Source organism: Alsobacter sp. SYSU BS001988, from assembly GCF_054796215.1.
On record NZ_JBTAMK010000001.1, the window covers coordinates 895,438 to 910,705 of the forward strand.

Here is a 15,268-nt window from a genome sequence, read left to right on the forward strand (position 1 = left end):
CGACCGGGCCTCAGCGCCTACGGCGGCGCAGGCCGTCCGCGTAGACGATGACGATGATCAGCACGCCCGTGATGATGAACTGCCAGAAGGAGTTCACGTTCATCAGATTCGCGCCGTTGCGGATGGTCGCCAGGATGAAGGCCCCGAGAAGCGGCCCCCAGACGGAGCCGACGGCGCCGAAGAGGCTGGTGCCGCCGATCACCGAGGCCGCGATGGCCTCGAGCTCGAAGCCGATCGCCTGGGTGGCGTTGCCGGTGCCGGTGCGCGACGCCAGCATGACGCCCACGATGGCGGCGCAGAGCGAGGACAGGATATAGGCGGTCGCCGTGACGGCGTTGACGTTGACGCCCGACAGGCGCGCCGCCTCGGCGTTGGACCCGACCGCGTAGAGATAGCGGCCCCATTTGCTCAAGTGCAGGTAGACGAAGGCCGGGACCGCCACCACCACGACGACCATGAACAGGTTCGGCACGCCCAGGAACTCCCCGCGCGAGAAGCCGGTGAAGACGTCGTTGGTGACATTGATGGTGGAGCCGTTGGTCATCAGCAGGCCGACGCCGCGCAGCGCCGTGAAGGTCGCGAGCGTGATGATGAAGGGCGGCAGGCCCATCTTCACCACACCGAAGGCGTGAAACGCCCCGATCGCCATGCCGAGCAGAAGCGAGGCCAGGATCACGGTCCACAGCGCCAGGACGTTGGCGGCGGCCTCGGGCAGGCCCACCCCCGCCAGCGAGGCCGCGATGTCGGGCGCGACGCTCTGGATCAGCATGGCGACCACCACGGTGATGAAGCTCGCCACCGCGCCCACCGACAGGTCGATGCCGGCCGTGATGATCACGAAGGTCTGGCCCAGCGCCAGGATGGCGAAGATCGCGCCCTGGCGGGCGAGGTTCGACATGTTGCCGGGCGTGGCGAAGGTCGAGGTCTTCCAGGACAGGAACAGGAACATGGCCAGGAGCACGCCCACCAGCGTGAGGCCGAGCAGGCGCGAGAACTCGAACTTGGTCTTCGGCGCGCCCAGCGTGCTCACGGTGTCGCTCATGATGCGGGTTCCTGGTGGCGGTTCTCTGGACGGTTGGGATCAGACGCCGATGGCCTCGGTGAGGATCTGTTCGTGGCTCACGGCCTTGAAGCCGTGGCTGGCGATCCGCCGGCCGGCGCGGAACACGTGGAGGCGGTCGGCCAGCTCGTAGACCTCCGGCAGGTAGGACGAGATCAGCAGGATGCCGGCGCCTTTCGCCAGGAGCGCGCCGAAGAGCCGGTAGATCTCCGCCTTGGTGCCGACGTCGACGCCCACGGTCGGCTCGTCGAAGATGAAAAGCTTGGCCCCGTGGTTGAGCCACTTGCCGATCACGATCTTCTGCTGGTTGCCGCCCGAGAGGCTCAGCGCCAGCGCGTTGCGGCTCGCCGTCTTGATGCGCAGGTCGGCGATCTGGCGGTCGGCGGCGCGGCGCTCCTCGCGGCCCGAGATCGTCAATCCCCGGGTGAGGCGGTCGAAGACCGGCAGGTTGAGATTGTGGCCGACGCCGAGATTGAGGCAGAGCCCCTGATCGCGCCGGCTTTCGGGCGCCAGCGCCATGCCGAGCGCGATGGCGTCGCGCTCGCTGCGGATCGCGACCGGACGGTCCCGCCACAGCACCTCGCCGCCCGTCACCGGCTCGCGGCCATAGACGCCCATCACGAACTCGCTGCGCCCAGCGCCGATCAGGCCGTAGAGGCCGACGATCTCGCCCTCTCGCACGGTGAGCGACACGTCCTGGAAGCCGCGCCCGCTGAGGTTGCGGGTCTCCAGGATCGGCGCGCCGAGCGCGAAGGTCTCCTTGTGGTAGACCTGCTCGATGGAGCGGTTGATCATCATGCCGATCAGCTCGGCGTCGCTGGTCTCCGAGACTTTCCGGGTGCCGACCAGCATGCCGTCGCGCAGCACCGAGACGCGGTCGGCGAGCTCGAAGATCTCCTCCATGCGGTGGCTGATATAGACGATGGTGACGCCCTGCCCTTTCAGGCGCCGGATCAGCGCGAAGAGCTGGGCGGCCTCCTGGCGCGTCAGATAGGCGGTGGGCTCGTCGAAGATCAGGAAGCGCGTGCCGCGGGTGGCGGCGCGCGCGGTGGCGATGAGCTGCTGCTGGCCGATGGTGAGGGTGGACAGGAGCGCGCCCGCCGGCAGCGCGAAGCCGAGATCGTCCAGGATCGCCTGCGCCTCGCGCACCATGGCGCGGTCCCGCAGCAGGCCGCCGGACGCGGTGCGCTCGTCGCCCAGGAAGATGTTGGCCGCCACCGTCAGGTGCGGGCAGAGCACCACCTCCTGGTGCACGGCGTTGATGCCGAGCGCGATCGCCTCGTTGGGGGTGGAAAGATCGGTGGGAACGCCCTTCCAGACGATCTCGCCCGCGGTGCGCGGCGTCACGCCGGTGAGCAGCTTGATCAGGGTGGATTTGCCGGCGCCGTTCTCGCCCACGATGGCGTGGATCTCGCCCGCCTCGAAGGCGAGGTCGGCGGGCTTCAGCGCATGCGTGCCGGTGTAGCGCTTCTCGAGCCCCCGCAATTCGAGAATGGGGCCGGCGAAAGGCGCGTCCCGGGCGGGCGATGGGTCGGCGATGGCGGACACGAGCGCTGTTCCGGCTGAGGGGAAAGACGCGTCCGCCGCCCGGGCGGCGAGGCGGCCCGGGCGGCGATCGTCGCTTGGGAAGCGCGGCTTACTTGACCTTCGGGTTCAGGAGCTCCTGGGCCCGGGCGCCGTTCATGTTCTCGCCCGTGATCAGGTTCGCGCCGGTGTCGACGAAAGCTTGCACCTTCTCGCCCTTGGAGGCGGCCAGCGCGGTCTTGACGCCGTCATAGCCCATGCGGAACGGGTCCTGCACGACGGTGGCCGCCATGACGCCGTCCTTCAGCGCCTTCACGAGCTTGTCGTCCGAGTCGAAGCCGACCAGCTTCACCTTGTCCTGCGCCTTGGACTCGGCGATGGCCTGGATCGCGCCCTGGGCCTGGATCAGGTTGGAGGCGAAGATTCCGCGCAGGTTCGGGAAGGCGGTGAGCAGGTCGGTGGTGATGTTCAGCCCGCCATTGGCGGTGCCGTCCGACACCTTGTCGGCCACGAGCTTGATGCCCGGGTACTTGGCGGCGAGCTGCTCCTTGAAGCCCTTGGCGCGCTCGTCGAGCGAACCGACGCCCGGCAGATGCGTGATCAGGGCCACGTCGCCCTCGGCCTTGCCGTATTTCTTGGTGATCGCCTCGGCGAGGCCGTCCGCGGCGATGCGGCCGCCCTGGACGTTGTCGGTGGTCAGGAAGGACGTGAACGCCTTGGAGTCGGCGGCGGAATCGATGCCGACGATCTTCACCGACTTGGCGGCCTCGTCGATCGGCTTGCCGAGCGCGGCGCGCTGGGTGGGCGAGATCACGATGGCGGCCGGCTTCGTCGAAACGGCGTTCTCCAGGATGGCGATCTGGCCGTTGATGTCGGCCTCGGACTGGGCGCCCAGCTCCGGAACCTTCACGCCCAGGTCCACGCCGGCCTTGCGGGCGCCGGCGAGCACGATCTGCCAGTAGAAGGAGGTCGTGTCCTTGACGATGATCGGGATGGTCGGCTGCTGCGCCAAGGCGGGCTGCCCGAGCGCCGTGGATACGGCGACGAGCCCGGCGAAAAGCCAGGATGTCCTCATGGGTGCTTCCTCTCGTCTCGGGGCGGTTTGGCCGCCTCGCTGTGGTCCGGACCCAACGCCCGGAGTGCGGATGCTAGAACGAACGTTTCACCCAATGCAATGCACGTTATGAGCGTTACGACACCCCGGTTCCGCGCTCCCCGCGCGCGCCCCTTGCGGGTTCCCGACGCGCCATGTCGGTTTCCCGCTTGGGGCTGTCGCTTGCCTCACCCGCGGGGCGGACGCCTCTGACAAGATGCGGGCGGCGCGCGACGCGGCGCGCCATCGGCATGGAGCGGCGGATGAGTTCGGAGCGGCGGCGACGCGAGGGCGGGCGGGCGCGCAACGCGGCGCCCACGAAGCTGCCGCAGCTGGCGCTGCAGGACGTGATCAACCCCTACCCGCCCATGGACCTGCTCTCGGCGGACCAACTGGAGGCCATCCACCTGGCCTCGCTGCGGATCCTGGAGGAGCTCGGCGTCGAGGTGATGTCCCCCCGGGCGCTCTCGATCCTCGCCGCGGCCGGCGCCCAGGTCGATCACGCCTCGATGACGGTGCGGCTGGACCGGGGCCTCGTCGAGCAGGCGCTGTCCACCGCGCCGTCGCTGTTCCGGCTCACCCCGCGCAATCCCGCCAAGCGCGTCATCCTGGGCGGCGCCCACCTGAATTTCGGCCTGGTGGCCGGTCCCCCCAACGTGCATGACTGCGTGCGCGGCCGGCGGACCGGCAATTTCCAGGACTATTGCGACCTCATCCGCCTGGCGCAGAGCTTCAACTGCATCCATCTGCTCGGCAACCAGGTCTGCGCGCCCGTCGAGATGCCGGCCAACTCCCGCCATCTGGACACCTACCGGGCCAACCTCACCTGCACGGACCTCGTCTTCCACTGCTCCGCCATCGGGGCGGGGCGGGCCACCGACGCGATCCGGATGACGGCCATCGCCCGCGGCCTCACGCTGGACCAGATGGCGCAGAGCCCGGGCCTGCTCACCATCATCTCGGTGAACAGCCCCCGGCGCTTCGACGACGCCATGACGGAAGGCCTGATGGCCATGGCCGAGCACGGGCAATGCGTCGTCGTCACCCCGTTCACCCTGATGGGCGCGATGGCGCCGGTGACGCTGGCCGCCGCGCTCGCCCAGCAGAACGCCGAAGCGCTGTTCGGCGTCGTGCTGGCGCAGCTGATCCGCCCGGGAGCGCCGGTGATGTACGGCGCATTCACCTCGAACGTCGACATGCGTTCGGGGGCGCCGGCCTTCGGCACGCCCGAGCAGACCAAGGCGAACGTCGCCAGCGGCCAGCTGGCGCGGCGCTACGGCCTGCCCTACCGGGCCTCGAACTCGAACGCCTCCAACGTGGCCGACGCCCAGTCCGCCTATGAGACGGAGATGTCGCTCTGGGGCGCCGTGCTCGGCCACTGCAATCTCGTCTACCACGCGGCGGGATGGCTGGAGGGCGGCCTGACCAGCTCCTATGAAAAGCTGGTGCTGGACGTCGAGATGCTCCAGCACATGATCGAGTTCCTGAAGCCGATCGTCGTCGACGAGGAGGAGCTCGGTTTCGACGCCATCGCGGGCGTGGCCACGGGCGGGCACTTCTTCGGGTCGCCCCACACGCTGGCGCGCTACGAACGGGCGTTCTACCAGCCGATCGTCTCCAACTGGCAGAACTACGAGAGCTGGCAGCTCGCCGGCGGCCTCGACGCGACCCAGCGGGCGACGCGGATCTGGCAGCGCGTCCTGGCGGACTACGAGGAGCCGCCGATGGACCCGGCCATCCGCGAGGAACTCGACGCCTTCGTGGAGACCCGCCGCGCGGAGATCGGAAGCGGCGAGCCCTAGGCGGAGCCCGCCCGCCAGCGGGGACCCGCCGGACCCCCACGGTGGCGCCCTGGCGCTCACGAGATTATTTCTGGACACAAGCGGCGGAGGTCGTCGAACCTCGTCCCCGCAGTCCCGGTCCGAACCCGTCCGGCGCCGTCGTCACCCAGGAGACACGATGAGCCACCAGGTCCTCGTCTTCTACGGCTCCTATCGCTCCGACCGGCAAGGCGTCCGTCTGGCCGACTACATCGTGCGGTCGCTTCGCGAAGGCGGGGCCGACGCCGAGCTGATCGACGCCAGGGAGATCGGCCTGCCGATGCTCGACCGCATGTACAAGGAGTACCCCGCCGGCGAGGCGCCGCCCGCGCTCGAGACGCTGGCGGGGAAGATCCGCTCCGCGGACGGCTTCGTCTTCGTCACGGGCGAGTATAATTGGGGCGTCCAGCCGGGCCTGAAGAACCTCACCGACCACTTCCTGGAGGAATGGTTCTGGCGGCCTGCGGCGATCGCGAGCTACTCGGCCGGCCGGGCGGCCGGAGTGCGGGCGGCTGTCGCCTGGCACAGCATCCTGTCCGAGATGGGGATGGTGGTGATCAGCAGCGCCCTGTCGGTGGGATCGATCGGCAAGGCGCTGGACGCCGAGGGCCATCCGGTCGGCGAGGGCGGGGCGGCGCTGGCGCGCGCCTTTCCGCGCTTTTCCGCGGACCTCTCCTGGTGGATGGAAGCCGCTCGCACCCAGCGCCGGACGACGCCCCCGCCCTACTGAGACCGGCCGACGGCCACGCGGCGGCCCGCTAGGCCGAGGCCCCGTCATAGGGGACGATGGTCAGGCTCTTGAGGTCCAGGCCGTCCACGCAGCGCAGGTTGATCTCCACCATTCTCTTGCCGTCCGGGCCGACGCCCTTCGCGAAGGGCGCGCAGCCGCAGACGCGGCAGAACTGGTGCTGGATGTTGTGCGTGCGGAACGTATAGACGGAGATCGCCTCCTCCTGGCCGCGGAAGGCGAAGCGCTCGGGCGTGGTGAAGTGGTGCAGGGTCCCCTTCCTCCGGCAGATCGAGCAGTTGCAGTCCAAGGCCTGCGTCGGAAGGGCCTCGTCGACGTCGTAGGCCAGCGCTCCGCAATGACAGCTTCCCGAAAACGGCATGATCTCGATCTCCCGGTCCGTCTCGTCCCAGGATCGCAAGGTTCGGCCCGTTCGTCGAGTTGGCCCGGCGGCGCTGCTGGCGTTGACCGCCACACGCGGCGCCGGGGATGCGCGAACACGAAGGGCCGAGGCGGCCGAGGCGCCCTGTCGTCAGTGAAAGCCGATCGGGGGCAGCGGCGGCGCCTCGTTGATCAGCGTGATCGTCACCCGTCGGTTCGACGCAAGGTAGGGATTGTCGGGGAAGACCGGCTCGGTGTCGGCGCGACCCGCCACGGAGGTGAAGCGGTCGTTGGGGAAGCCGGCGCCCGACAGGATCTCGCGCACGGCGATCGCCCGCCCCGCGGTGAGGCTCCAGGAGTCGACGGCCCGGACCGAGCCCGGGCGCGCGGCGGCCGTGTGGCCGGTGACGGACAGGCGGTTCTGCAGCCGGCGCAGGGTGGGCGCGAGCGCCTCCAGCACGAGACGCGTGCGCTCGTAGGGGTGGACCGAGCCCTCGGGGAACATGGAGCGGCCGTCCTGGTCCGTGAGGGAAATGTTCAACCCCTCCTTGGTCGGCTCGATCACGATGTTGCGCGACAGCTCGCCGAAATCGGGCATTTTCTGGAGCGCCGCCCGGATGGAGGCCGCGGCGCTTTGGTTCGCCTGCCCGCTGTCGGCCGCGCGGCTGACCTCGCGGTCGCCGGCGGTCTGGCGGCTGACCTCGTGGTCGCTGGCGCGGCCCGAACTCCACGGCGTGTCGCGAGGATCCGACGCCTTGGCGCCGGCCTTGTCGATGGAGGTGCCCATCAGGATGCCGCCAGAGCCGCTGGTGGTCGGACTCACATTCGGCGGCGAGAAGTAATTCGCCAGGCCGGTCTTCTGCTCCTTCGTCGTCATGCTGATCAGCCACATCAGCAGAAAGAACGCCATCATGGCGGTCACAAAGTCTGCGTAGGCGATCTTCCAGGCCCCGCCATGGTGCCCGTGAGCGGCCTTCTTGACCTTCTTGATGATGATCGGCTGGGTGGAGTTGGCCATCGAGAACCTGCTGGCGACGGGGTTAGACGGTGGCGGGCAGAGCGGCGGTCGCCGCTTCCACTTCGCTGAAGGTCGGGCGGACTTCGCTAAACAGGGCCTTGCGGGCGAATTCGGCCGACATCACCGGCGGCTGACCGCTGATATGGGCGAGGAGTCCCGCCTTGAGCGAGAGGTAGTACTTGGATTCCGCTTCGAAGGTGCTCTTGAGCGAAGCCGCCATGGGCGCGAAGAAGCCGTACGAGACGAAGACGCCGAAGAAGGTGCCGACGAGCGCGCCGCCGATCAGGTGCCCCAGCACCTCCGGCGGCTCGGAGATCGCCCCCATCGTCTTGATCACGCCGAGCACGGCGGCGACGATGCCGAGCGCCGGCGTTCCGTCGGCGAGCGACTGCATGGCCGAAACCATGCGCTCGTGCTCCTGGTGGTGCGTCTCCAGTTCCTCTTCCATGAGAGCGTCCAACTCGTGGACGTTGTCCGCGCCCATCGTCAGCATGCGCATGTAATCGCAGACAAAATCGACCGCGTGATGGTTCGCTGCAAAGGTCGGGAAGGCGTTGAACAGGGTCGACTCGCCTGGGTTTTCAATGTGCGGCTCGATCGCGGTCATGCCCTTCTGCTTCGCAAGCTTGTACAGGGAAAACTGCATCGCCAGAAGTTCGACATAGCAATCCTGCTTGTACTTGGGGCCCTTCACGAGCCTGCCGAGCATGGCGGGCACCGACTTGAGCACCGGCCCGGGGTTGCCGATGACGAAGGCGCCGATCGCCGCTCCGAGGATGATGACGAACTCGAACGGCTGCCACAGGACCTCGAGGTGGCCACCCATGACCGCGTAGCTGCCGAAGACGCAGACGAAGACGATGATTGTGCCGACGATCAGCCGCATGGATTGCCACCCTTGCGGGCGCCCCGTGAAACCACAACTCGTCAAGGAATGGACTGATTGAAGTTAAGGGCAGGTTTAGAGCCAAGGCTTCGCAGGTGTGTAAGCCTCATCCTCCGGCCACGGCTTAAAGGCTTGGGGCGGCAGGGCCGGCCCAGGGGAGCGCATCACCGTGCAATGAGCCTCCGCCGATCCCGGTCATCGGCGTTTAAGCGAAGTCCGCGTCCGGGTCAGCGACGCTGCGCCGCTTCGCCGTGGCGCGGCTTTCACCGGGATGCGACGAAGCGCTCCAGCTTGCCCAGGGTCTGCATCCCGAGTTCGACGGCGCCGAAGCCCTTCGCGGTCTGGAACTCCGCGGCCGTGCTGAAGACCATGCCCAGCGTGACGGCCGTCGAGCCGTCCCGGTCCTCGAAACAGGCCCACGCATCGGCGTGCTTCGGCCCGTTCTCGCCCCACAGCAGCGCGTAGCCGATCCGTTCCTGGGGCCGGACCTCGTGGTAGCGATGGTGGTTCGGGAAGACCGTTCCGTCCGGCCCGATCATGTCGAACACCCATTCGCCGCCCGCCCGGAGGTCGATCCTCGTGGTGCGGCAGGTGAACCCGTCCGGTCCCCACCAAAGGGGCAGCGTCTCGGGATTCATCCACGCGCCCCAGACCACGCTGCGCGGCGCGGCGATCACGCGCTGCAGCACCATGGTCCGCTCGGCTGCGCCGGCGAGGGCGTTCAGGCCGGCGTCGAATCCCTCCTGGTAGCCGGCCGCCATGTCGGTCGCCAGCGAGGACAGCTGCACCGTCACGACGAGCCGGCTGCGGTCGCCCGCGTCGGAGATGTCCGCCGTGACCAGCGCCGCGGACTGCGCGACGCCGGCCGCCGAGACCACCTCGTAGTTCACGCTGCGCGTCGTCGGCTGCAGGTCCAGCCAGCCGCACTCGCATCGGATGTCCGGCCGGCCCTCCCTTTTGCAGAGGGAGACCTCGCGGCCGCCGACCCTCGTGTCGGCTTCCAGGAACTCCACCGTCACGGAGGGCGAGGGGGCGGCCCACACGGCCCGCGCGGCCGGAGCCGTCCAGGCTTGCCACAGCGTCGATGCGGGCGCGGCGACCTCGCGTTCGAACGTCAACAGGGCGAAGCGGCCCGGGCCGGTGGCAGGTTTCAAGCCTTGCTGGGTCATTGCGATGGGTCCTTCATGACGGTCATGACGAAGGCGTCCAGCCGGTCGAGGCGGGACTCCCAGATCTCCCGCTGGCGGTCGAGCCATGTCCGGGCGGGCTCCAGCGCTTCGGGGTTGATGGCGCAGGTTCGGACGCGCCCATCCTTGGACGTGACGACCAGCCCCGCCTCCTGCAGCACCGACAAATGCCGCATCACCGTGGGCAGGCGGAACCCCGTCGGCCCGGCGAGCTCCGTCACCGGCGCGGGGCCTTGGGCGAGGCGGGTCAGGATCGACCGGCGGGTCGGGTCGGCGAGGGCATGGAACAGAACCGTGAGATCAGGATCATGCTGAGCCATATGGCTTACTATCGCGACGCGATCCGGAGCGCAAGGCGAAACTGAGCGAAGCGGCTTACTGTCAGGACCGAGCCGGACCCTGGCCCGAGGCGGAGACCCTGGCCGCCTATCGCGTAACCCTGTCCCGGAACGCCGAACTCCCTGGCGCTGGCGCTGGGGAGCGTCGGGGAGCTTTGGGAGGGTTGGTTGCGGCGACGCGAAACCACCGAGAGTTGAGTCTGGCCTGCGTCGGCTAGGACCTAGTTCAGTAACGACCTGGCACGACTGCCGACCTGTGTTTCGGCTGAAAGCGATCTTGGAACGGTAGATCTCGCGATCGGCTGCATCTCATCATGCCGGCTCGATTGATGAACCCAGGAAGGACTCCTTGGCGAAGGCGATGTTGCTGGGGAAATCGCCACCATCGCCCACGCCCCGTGAAAAGACGGCGCCCTCGACGCCAACGGCGTTGCGTGCGTCCTGCGTCCGCATTGCTGCTCGCGAACTGACTTGTCGAACCCGGCTGTTCCGGTAACATCCCTTCTACACCCAACGGGAGGTAGCCATGCGGTACCTGCTGATTGAGGCGCACAGGGGTGATCTCCTCTTTGACTACAACAAGCTCGCTCAGGGCTTGTTCGACCGTGGGGCGATCGTGCGGCGGGAGCCGGGCTCCGTCCGAAAGGTGCTGCACGAGCAGCATGTCGATTACGCCTGGGATCCGAGGCGACCTCGTCGCGCCCTGGTCGAACCGTCCGACGATCGACAGTGCGTGGCGTTCAAGGCCTGCCTTGAAAGCAACGCCGAACCGCCCAGCATGAGAAGCCGCCCGGTCAAAGGATGAACGGGTCGTGACGGCTGGGATCAACCCGGTCGACCTGGATCCAGTGGTCCTGGACGCAGGAGTTCAGCCTCATTCCCACCGGTCGGACAGCGGGAGATCCTTTCGCCGACCTGTCGTCCCTGGTGGTCCTTGGCGACGTGGCCCTCTCTTCGGTGGGCTCTTCTATCATCGCAACCGCGCTCGCGCGGTTCATTCGGCTGCTTCCGCCGAGAAGAAGGCCTGTCTCTCGCCCAGCTTAGACCGTTGCTCCTGGGCCTGTCGGCCGAAGTCCAGGAGCATCGAAGACCCTCGATTAGGCGGGGACAAGAAGCGCGATCCTATGAACGCCCATTCCGTCCGTCGTGTTGGTGGCCTTGTCCGTTTTACCCTTTCCACACGTGTACACATCGCCTTCCTTGACGTGGAAGGTCTTGCCCCGCTTGGTGATGTCGAACTCACCAGCGGTGATGAGGCAGACCATGTCCATGTCCATGGGCATCTCCATCGGGTCTCCGGCCCTGGGCTGGAATACCACGTCGATGACTTTAATCTGCTTGTAGGCTGCAATCTCGGACGGCACCTCAGCGATGTCCACGACCCGCATCCCGGGACGAAGCTCCTTCCCGTCGTTCGGGCCATACTGCGGGGCGGCCTTGGCGGGTTGGGATTGGAGCAGCGGGATCAACGTCGCTGCCGTGAAGCCGACAGCCAGAGCGGATCTGCGATCTACGGCGTTCATGTCGACCTCCTGTGAGAGGGCTCACTGAGCCAGTGCGCTCTCGACAGAGACCTGAGTCAACACGCGGGTGATACGTCACCCGACCTAATGCGCTTGGTCGCCAATGTCGGAGGCCTTTGGCTGAGATCCGTCTATCCCGTTCCTCTCAGACCGGCCGGGCGCTGGACCATCACCCCCACCGGGAGCAAGGTCGATCCTGAGTTGCGCTGGTCTTTGATGCGGAAATCGCTTCATCCAAGCGCCGCGGTGACGAGCCGATGGGTGGCTAGACTTCCGGCGCTGACGGCATGGGAGGACAACGATGAAAACCGAAGCAGCTCTGTTGACGGTAGGCGTCGTGGTCGGCGTTGTCGGCGCTCAGGGCCTTGGAGCTCAATCCAAGGGCCTCGTGCCCGAAGGTGATTAGCAAGAACCTCCTGTCGCGTCCTTCATCACGAGGATCAATGAGCGCTTCAGGAACCTGTTATCCGGACTGCCGGTCTTCGTAGGATGGACCCGACCGACATGCCGGTCCTGGACCGCAGCGCGTCCGGTCGGCGTCGGCGCTGCTCGGCCATCCGCTGCTGGCGTCCATGTGCTCGTCCCCTCTATCGATGCATTCCATACTCGGCCAATCGCACATCCAGCAGGGTGGGATCTATCGCCGCCTCGAGGCCGACGAACATGCTGTCGGCGTAATCGATCAGCCGATCGGAGGCGCGCAGCGCCTCCTCGACGTCGGCGTACAGCACCGCATGCAGGAGATCGAGATGATGATCAATCGTATCCAGCAGACCTTCGGCCCCTACGATCTGCGAGAGGTACAGTCCGCCGATACGCCGGAATACGGTGTGGAGCGGCCGCAACGTTCGATCCAGAAAAGGCTCGTCGGCTGCGTTCATCAGGGCCCGGTCGAGTTGCCTGTCGTAGGTATTGAACTCCGCCAGGGTCATCTCGGCGCGCCTCGCCTTCATCTGGTGGTCCAGATGCAGAAGCTGACTGCGGATGTTCCCGGTCACATTGCGCGACGCTGAGCGGATCACGAAACGGTCCATGTCACGGCGCAACTGCAGCAGGCGCCGGTCGCGCTCCAGATTGATGGGACTGATCATCAGCCCGTCGCGCGGGCGGATCTGGATCAGCGTCTCGGCCGCGAGACGGCGCACCGCCTGATGCACGGGCGTCCGGCCGACATTGACGGCGTCCTGCAGATCCTTGGTCGTCGTGCTGCCGCCCGGCGCAAAAACCCGGTGAACGATCAATTCCTCGATCCGGTCATAGGCGATCTCGGAGAGGCTTTCGCCTCCCCGGGCGCCGATGCTGGACCCTTGTGGCCCGGGCTGGCCGGTGACGTTGGGAGCCTCGGCTGCGATCGCGTGTTTCTGGCCTGACACCACACATCTCCGAAGTTTCACGCCTGCTTGCATAGCACGCGAGGGAGTGATATTTCACAATATGTCACAGGCAAGCGGAGCGTGCACGTCCAAAGCGCGCCCTTGAATTGGGAGGATTGACCATGCTGCGGGTGTCTCGTCGGCTTGCCCTTGCGGGCGTTGCCCTAGCCCTCACTGTCGCGCCGAGCCTCATGCAGTCCCTGCAGGCTCAGGAGAAGACGACGCTGTCCTTCGCGGGCGTCACCTTCTCCGAGGCCGGTCGCGGCGACCGCCTGCGGGCCTGGGTCGACAAGTTCAACAAGTCGCAGTCGAAGATCGAGGTGCAGACGCTCGGCATGCCGTTCGCGACCTTCGCGAACACCATGTTCACCCAGATGGGCGGCGGCGGCGGACCGGACCTCATCCGGTTCGATACGATCGACTTCTACGCGGCGGTGCCGGCGGGCCGCATCCTCCCCTTCGACGACTACATCAAGGATTCGGATTTCAAGTTCAGCGCGCCCAACGACTACCTGAAGATCAACGGCAAGCGTTACGGCGTCGCGTTCGAGATCTCGAACTACGTGATGATGTACAACCCCGCGCTGCTCAAGGACGGGAAGGTTCCGGCCACCTTCGACGAGCTGCTGACCGCCGCCAAGGCGGCGACCGGCAACGGGAACTACGGCTACGCCTACCGGGCCACGATGGCCGAGCGCAACGGCTTCTGGCAGGACCTGTGCAACTACGTGTTCGGCTTCGGCGGCCGCTGGAGCGACGGCGCGAACCTGACGCTGAACAGCCCCAAGGTCATCGAGGGCGTCGCCGCCTACAAGAAGATGTACGACAGCGGCGCGATCCCGAAGGGCGCGGACGCCGCGACCTACCGGCGCATGTTCTGGGAGAACAAGGTCGCGATCGAGATCGACAATGGCGGCGTCGCCGGCATCTTCAACCAGCAGGCGCCGAACCTGGCCTTCCAGGCCGCTCCGTCTCCGTTCCCCACCCGCGCGCAGGGCCTGATCCTCGCGCCGCTCACCGTCAACGCCAACACCAAGAACAAGGACGCCGCCTTCACCTTCGTAAAATGGGCGCTGCAGCCCGAGAACCAGAAGGACCTGCAGGACATCCTGGGGGCGTCCAGCGTCGCCACCGTGGTGCCGCGCTCAGCCGAGGACCTGGCCAAGAAGCCCTGGCTGAAGGTCTATGACGAGCAGACGGAAAACGCCGTGCCGCAGCTGGTCGGCGGCTTCGAGGTCCGCACCCCCGAACTGCAGCAGATCATCATCGAGCAGGTGCTGAAGGTGCTGCAGGGCGGCATGGATCCCAAGAAGGCCATGGACGAAGCCCAGGACCTCGCCGTCGCCCGGATGAAGAAGTAACGCCCGGCGCCTCGACCCCAGCGTCCGTCCCCTCCGGCGGACGCTGGCCAGCCCAGGAGAACGCCATGACCCCCGGCGCCCAGATCGACAATCCCCTCGCCTTCCGCTGGACGCCCTACGCGTTCATGGCGCCTGTCGTGTTGTATCTGCTGGTCTTCGACTTCATCCCGCTGCTCAACGAGCTTTATCTGAGCTTCACCTCGACTTCGCTGCTGACGCCGGCCATCCACAAGTGGATCGGCCTCGACAATTATCGCGAGCTGTTCGGCAATTCGGACTTCCTGCATTCGCTCTGGATCACGGCCGTCTACACAGTCGCCTGCGTGGCGCTGGCGATCGGCTTTGGGCTGGGAGCCGCGCTGCTGCTGGATGCGCCGTTCGCCGGCCGCGCCGTGGCCCGCGTGCTGGTGACCCTGCCCTGGGCGGCGCCGCCCGTCGCGGTCGCGCTGATCTTCAGCTGGATCTACAACGCCCAATATGGCGTGTTCAATCACGCGCAGCGGCTGCTCGGCTTCGAGGCCTTCGAGAACTGGCTGGATACGCCCCAGCATGCGCTGGCCGCCATCCTGATCGCCACGATCTGGCAGATCTTCCCGTTCGCTTCCGTGGTGATCCTGGCCGCCCTGCAGGGCGTGCCCAAGGAGCTGCGCGAGTCGGCGGCGCTCGACGGCGCGGGCGCGTGGGACATCTTCGCCGCGGTCGTTTGGCCGACCATCCGGCCCACCGTCATGATCCTCGCGCTGTTCATCACCATCTGGTCGCTGCGGCGCTTCGACCTGATCTGGCTGATGACGCAGGGCGGCCCCATCGGCTCCACCAACACGCTGGTGATCGACCTCTATCGCCGCGCCTTCGTGTACCGCGACCTTGGCGCCGGCGCCTCGGTCGGCATGGTCGGCCTGTCGATCGCCTTCCTGATCACCCTGATCCACCACCGGCTCAGCCGGCGGTATGAACTGCAGGCAAGGTGACGCGAT

Annotated in this window: 16 protein-coding genes; 5 read left to right on the top strand and 11 right to left on the bottom strand. The window is 67.1% G+C overall.

Features of this window, described 5'->3' with window-relative positions; all coding sequences use genetic code 11:
* Positions 1 to 10: 10 nt before the first annotated feature.
* The 3 genes from ACYVO7_RS03810 to ACYVO7_RS03820 all read right to left on the bottom strand — a co-directional run bounded on the left by ACYVO7_RS03810 (position 11) and on the right by ACYVO7_RS03820 (position 3,659).
* Positions 11 to 1,042, bottom strand: a complete 1,032-nt coding sequence (locus ACYVO7_RS03810; protein WP_460448496.1) for an ABC transporter permease — start codon at positions 1,040 to 1,042, stop codon at positions 11 to 13.
* 39 nt (positions 1,043 to 1,081) lie between these two features.
* Positions 1,082 to 2,608, bottom strand: a complete 1,527-nt coding sequence (locus ACYVO7_RS03815) for a sugar ABC transporter ATP-binding protein (protein WP_460448497.1) — start codon at positions 2,606 to 2,608, stop codon at positions 1,082 to 1,084.
* 88 nt (positions 2,609 to 2,696) lie between these two features.
* A complete protein-coding gene (locus tag ACYVO7_RS03820; RefSeq protein ID WP_406855771.1) occupies positions 2,697 to 3,659 on the bottom strand; it encodes an ABC transporter substrate-binding protein in 963 nt (320 codons plus the stop codon).
* A 281-nt stretch (positions 3,660 to 3,940) separates the two neighbouring features.
* On the opposite strand from ACYVO7_RS03820, the gene ACYVO7_RS03825 reads away from it, so the two are divergent.
* Both ACYVO7_RS03825 and ACYVO7_RS03830 read left to right on the top strand, forming a co-directional pair.
* Positions 3,941 to 5,479, top strand: a complete 1,539-nt coding sequence (locus tag ACYVO7_RS03825; protein WP_460448498.1) for a trimethylamine methyltransferase family protein — start codon at positions 3,941 to 3,943, stop codon at positions 5,477 to 5,479.
* A gap of 157 nt (positions 5,480 to 5,636) precedes the next feature.
* Positions 5,637 to 6,227: an NADPH-dependent FMN reductase gene (locus ACYVO7_RS03830; protein ID WP_460448499.1), complete on the top strand. Its 591-nt coding sequence runs from the start codon at positions 5,637 to 5,639 to the stop codon at positions 6,225 to 6,227.
* A gap of 28 nt (positions 6,228 to 6,255) precedes the next feature.
* On the opposite strand, the gene ACYVO7_RS03835 is transcribed toward ACYVO7_RS03830, so the two are convergent.
* The 6 genes from ACYVO7_RS03835 to ACYVO7_RS03860 all read right to left on the bottom strand — a co-directional run bounded on the left by ACYVO7_RS03835 (position 6,256) and on the right by ACYVO7_RS03860 (position 10,487).
* A complete protein-coding gene (locus ACYVO7_RS03835) occupies positions 6,256 to 6,606 on the bottom strand; it encodes a GFA family protein (protein ID WP_460448500.1) in 351 nt (116 codons plus the stop codon).
* A gap of 150 nt (positions 6,607 to 6,756) precedes the next feature.
* Complete coding sequence (locus ACYVO7_RS03840; RefSeq protein WP_460448501.1) at positions 6,757 to 7,623, bottom strand: flagellar motor protein MotB; 867 nt, start codon at positions 7,621 to 7,623, stop codon at positions 6,757 to 6,759.
* Positions 7,624 to 7,645: 22 nt separating this feature from the next.
* Positions 7,646 to 8,509, bottom strand: coding sequence for a flagellar motor stator protein MotA (motA, locus tag ACYVO7_RS03845; RefSeq protein ID WP_460448502.1), 864 nt, complete (start codon positions 8,507 to 8,509; stop codon positions 7,646 to 7,648).
* Positions 8,510 to 8,772: 263 nt separating this feature from the next.
* Positions 8,773 to 9,678, bottom strand: coding sequence for an SRPBCC family protein (locus ACYVO7_RS03850; protein ID WP_460448503.1), 906 nt, complete (start codon positions 9,676 to 9,678; stop codon positions 8,773 to 8,775).
* Positions 9,675 to 10,016, bottom strand: a complete 342-nt coding sequence (locus ACYVO7_RS03855; RefSeq protein WP_460448504.1) for an ArsR/SmtB family transcription factor — start codon at positions 10,014 to 10,016, stop codon at positions 9,675 to 9,677. Before ACYVO7_RS03855 ends, ACYVO7_RS03850 begins: the two co-directional genes overlap by 4 nt.
* A gap of 330 nt (positions 10,017 to 10,346) precedes the next feature.
* Positions 10,347 to 10,487: a hypothetical protein gene (locus ACYVO7_RS03860; protein WP_460448505.1), complete on the bottom strand. Its 141-nt coding sequence runs from the start codon at positions 10,485 to 10,487 to the stop codon at positions 10,347 to 10,349.
* 73 nt (positions 10,488 to 10,560) lie between these two features.
* On the opposite strand from ACYVO7_RS03860, the gene ACYVO7_RS03865 reads away from it, so the two are divergent.
* Positions 10,561 to 10,839, top strand: a complete 279-nt coding sequence (locus tag ACYVO7_RS03865; RefSeq protein ID WP_460448506.1) for a hypothetical protein — start codon at positions 10,561 to 10,563, stop codon at positions 10,837 to 10,839.
* A gap of 292 nt (positions 10,840 to 11,131) precedes the next feature.
* Here ACYVO7_RS03865 and ACYVO7_RS03870 read toward each other — a convergent pair whose 3' ends face one another.
* On the bottom strand, positions 11,132 to 11,557 hold the full coding sequence (locus tag ACYVO7_RS03870) for a hypothetical protein (protein WP_460448507.1): 426 nt from the start codon (positions 11,555 to 11,557) through the stop codon (positions 11,132 to 11,134).
* Positions 11,558 to 12,144: 587 nt separating this feature from the next.
* On the bottom strand, positions 12,145 to 12,930 hold the full coding sequence (locus ACYVO7_RS03875; RefSeq protein ID WP_460448508.1) for a GntR family transcriptional regulator: 786 nt from the start codon (positions 12,928 to 12,930) through the stop codon (positions 12,145 to 12,147).
* A gap of 191 nt (positions 12,931 to 13,121) precedes the next feature.
* On the opposite strand from ACYVO7_RS03875, the gene ACYVO7_RS03880 reads away from it, so the two are divergent.
* Complete coding sequence (locus tag ACYVO7_RS03880; RefSeq protein ID WP_460448509.1) at positions 13,122 to 14,291, top strand: ABC transporter substrate-binding protein; 1,170 nt, start codon at positions 13,122 to 13,124, stop codon at positions 14,289 to 14,291.
* Positions 14,292 to 14,356: 65 nt separating this feature from the next.
* Positions 14,357 to 15,262 carry a carbohydrate ABC transporter permease gene (locus ACYVO7_RS03885; RefSeq protein WP_460448510.1) on the top strand — a complete coding sequence of 302 codons (906 nt, stop codon included), beginning with the start codon at positions 14,357 to 14,359 and terminating at the stop codon, positions 15,260 to 15,262.
* Positions 15,263 to 15,268 lie beyond the last annotated feature (6 nt).

Excerpts from the sequence above, each read along its gene's own strand:
- ACYVO7_RS03810 (WP_460448496.1), bottom strand. The coding sequence starts at position 1,042 with ATGAGCGACACCGTGAGCACGCTGGGCGCGCCGAAGACCAAGTTCGAG.
- ACYVO7_RS03820 (WP_406855771.1), bottom strand. The coding sequence starts at position 3,659 with ATGAGGACATCCTGGCTTTTCGCCGGGCTCGTCGCCGTATCCACGGCG.
- ACYVO7_RS03825 (WP_460448498.1), top strand. The coding sequence starts at position 3,941 with ATGAGTTCGGAGCGGCGGCGACGCGAGGGCGGGCGGGCGCGCAACGCG.
- ACYVO7_RS03830 (WP_460448499.1), top strand. The coding sequence starts at position 5,637 with ATGAGCCACCAGGTCCTCGTCTTCTACGGCTCCTATCGCTCCGACCGG.
- ACYVO7_RS03835 (WP_460448500.1), bottom strand. The coding sequence starts at position 6,606 with ATGCCGTTTTCGGGAAGCTGTCATTGCGGAGCGCTGGCCTACGACGTC.
- ACYVO7_RS03840 (WP_460448501.1), bottom strand. The coding sequence starts at position 7,623 with ATGGCCAACTCCACCCAGCCGATCATCATCAAGAAGGTCAAGAAGGCC.
- motA (WP_460448502.1), bottom strand. The coding sequence starts at position 8,509 with ATGCGGCTGATCGTCGGCACAATCATCGTCTTCGTCTGCGTCTTCGGC.
- ACYVO7_RS03850 (WP_460448503.1), bottom strand. The coding sequence starts at position 9,678 with ATGACCCAGCAAGGCTTGAAACCTGCCACCGGCCCGGGCCGCTTCGCC.
- ACYVO7_RS03855 (WP_460448504.1), bottom strand. The coding sequence starts at position 10,016 with ATGGCTCAGCATGATCCTGATCTCACGGTTCTGTTCCATGCCCTCGCC.
- ACYVO7_RS03860 (WP_460448505.1), bottom strand. The coding sequence starts at position 10,487 with ATGCGGACGCAGGACGCACGCAACGCCGTTGGCGTCGAGGGCGCCGTC.
- ACYVO7_RS03865 (WP_460448506.1), top strand. The coding sequence starts at position 10,561 with ATGCGGTACCTGCTGATTGAGGCGCACAGGGGTGATCTCCTCTTTGAC.
- ACYVO7_RS03870 (WP_460448507.1), bottom strand. The coding sequence starts at position 11,557 with ATGAACGCCGTAGATCGCAGATCCGCTCTGGCTGTCGGCTTCACGGCA.
- ACYVO7_RS03880 (WP_460448509.1), top strand. The coding sequence starts at position 13,122 with ATGCAGTCCCTGCAGGCTCAGGAGAAGACGACGCTGTCCTTCGCGGGC.
- ACYVO7_RS03885 (WP_460448510.1), top strand. The coding sequence starts at position 14,357 with ATGACCCCCGGCGCCCAGATCGACAATCCCCTCGCCTTCCGCTGGACG.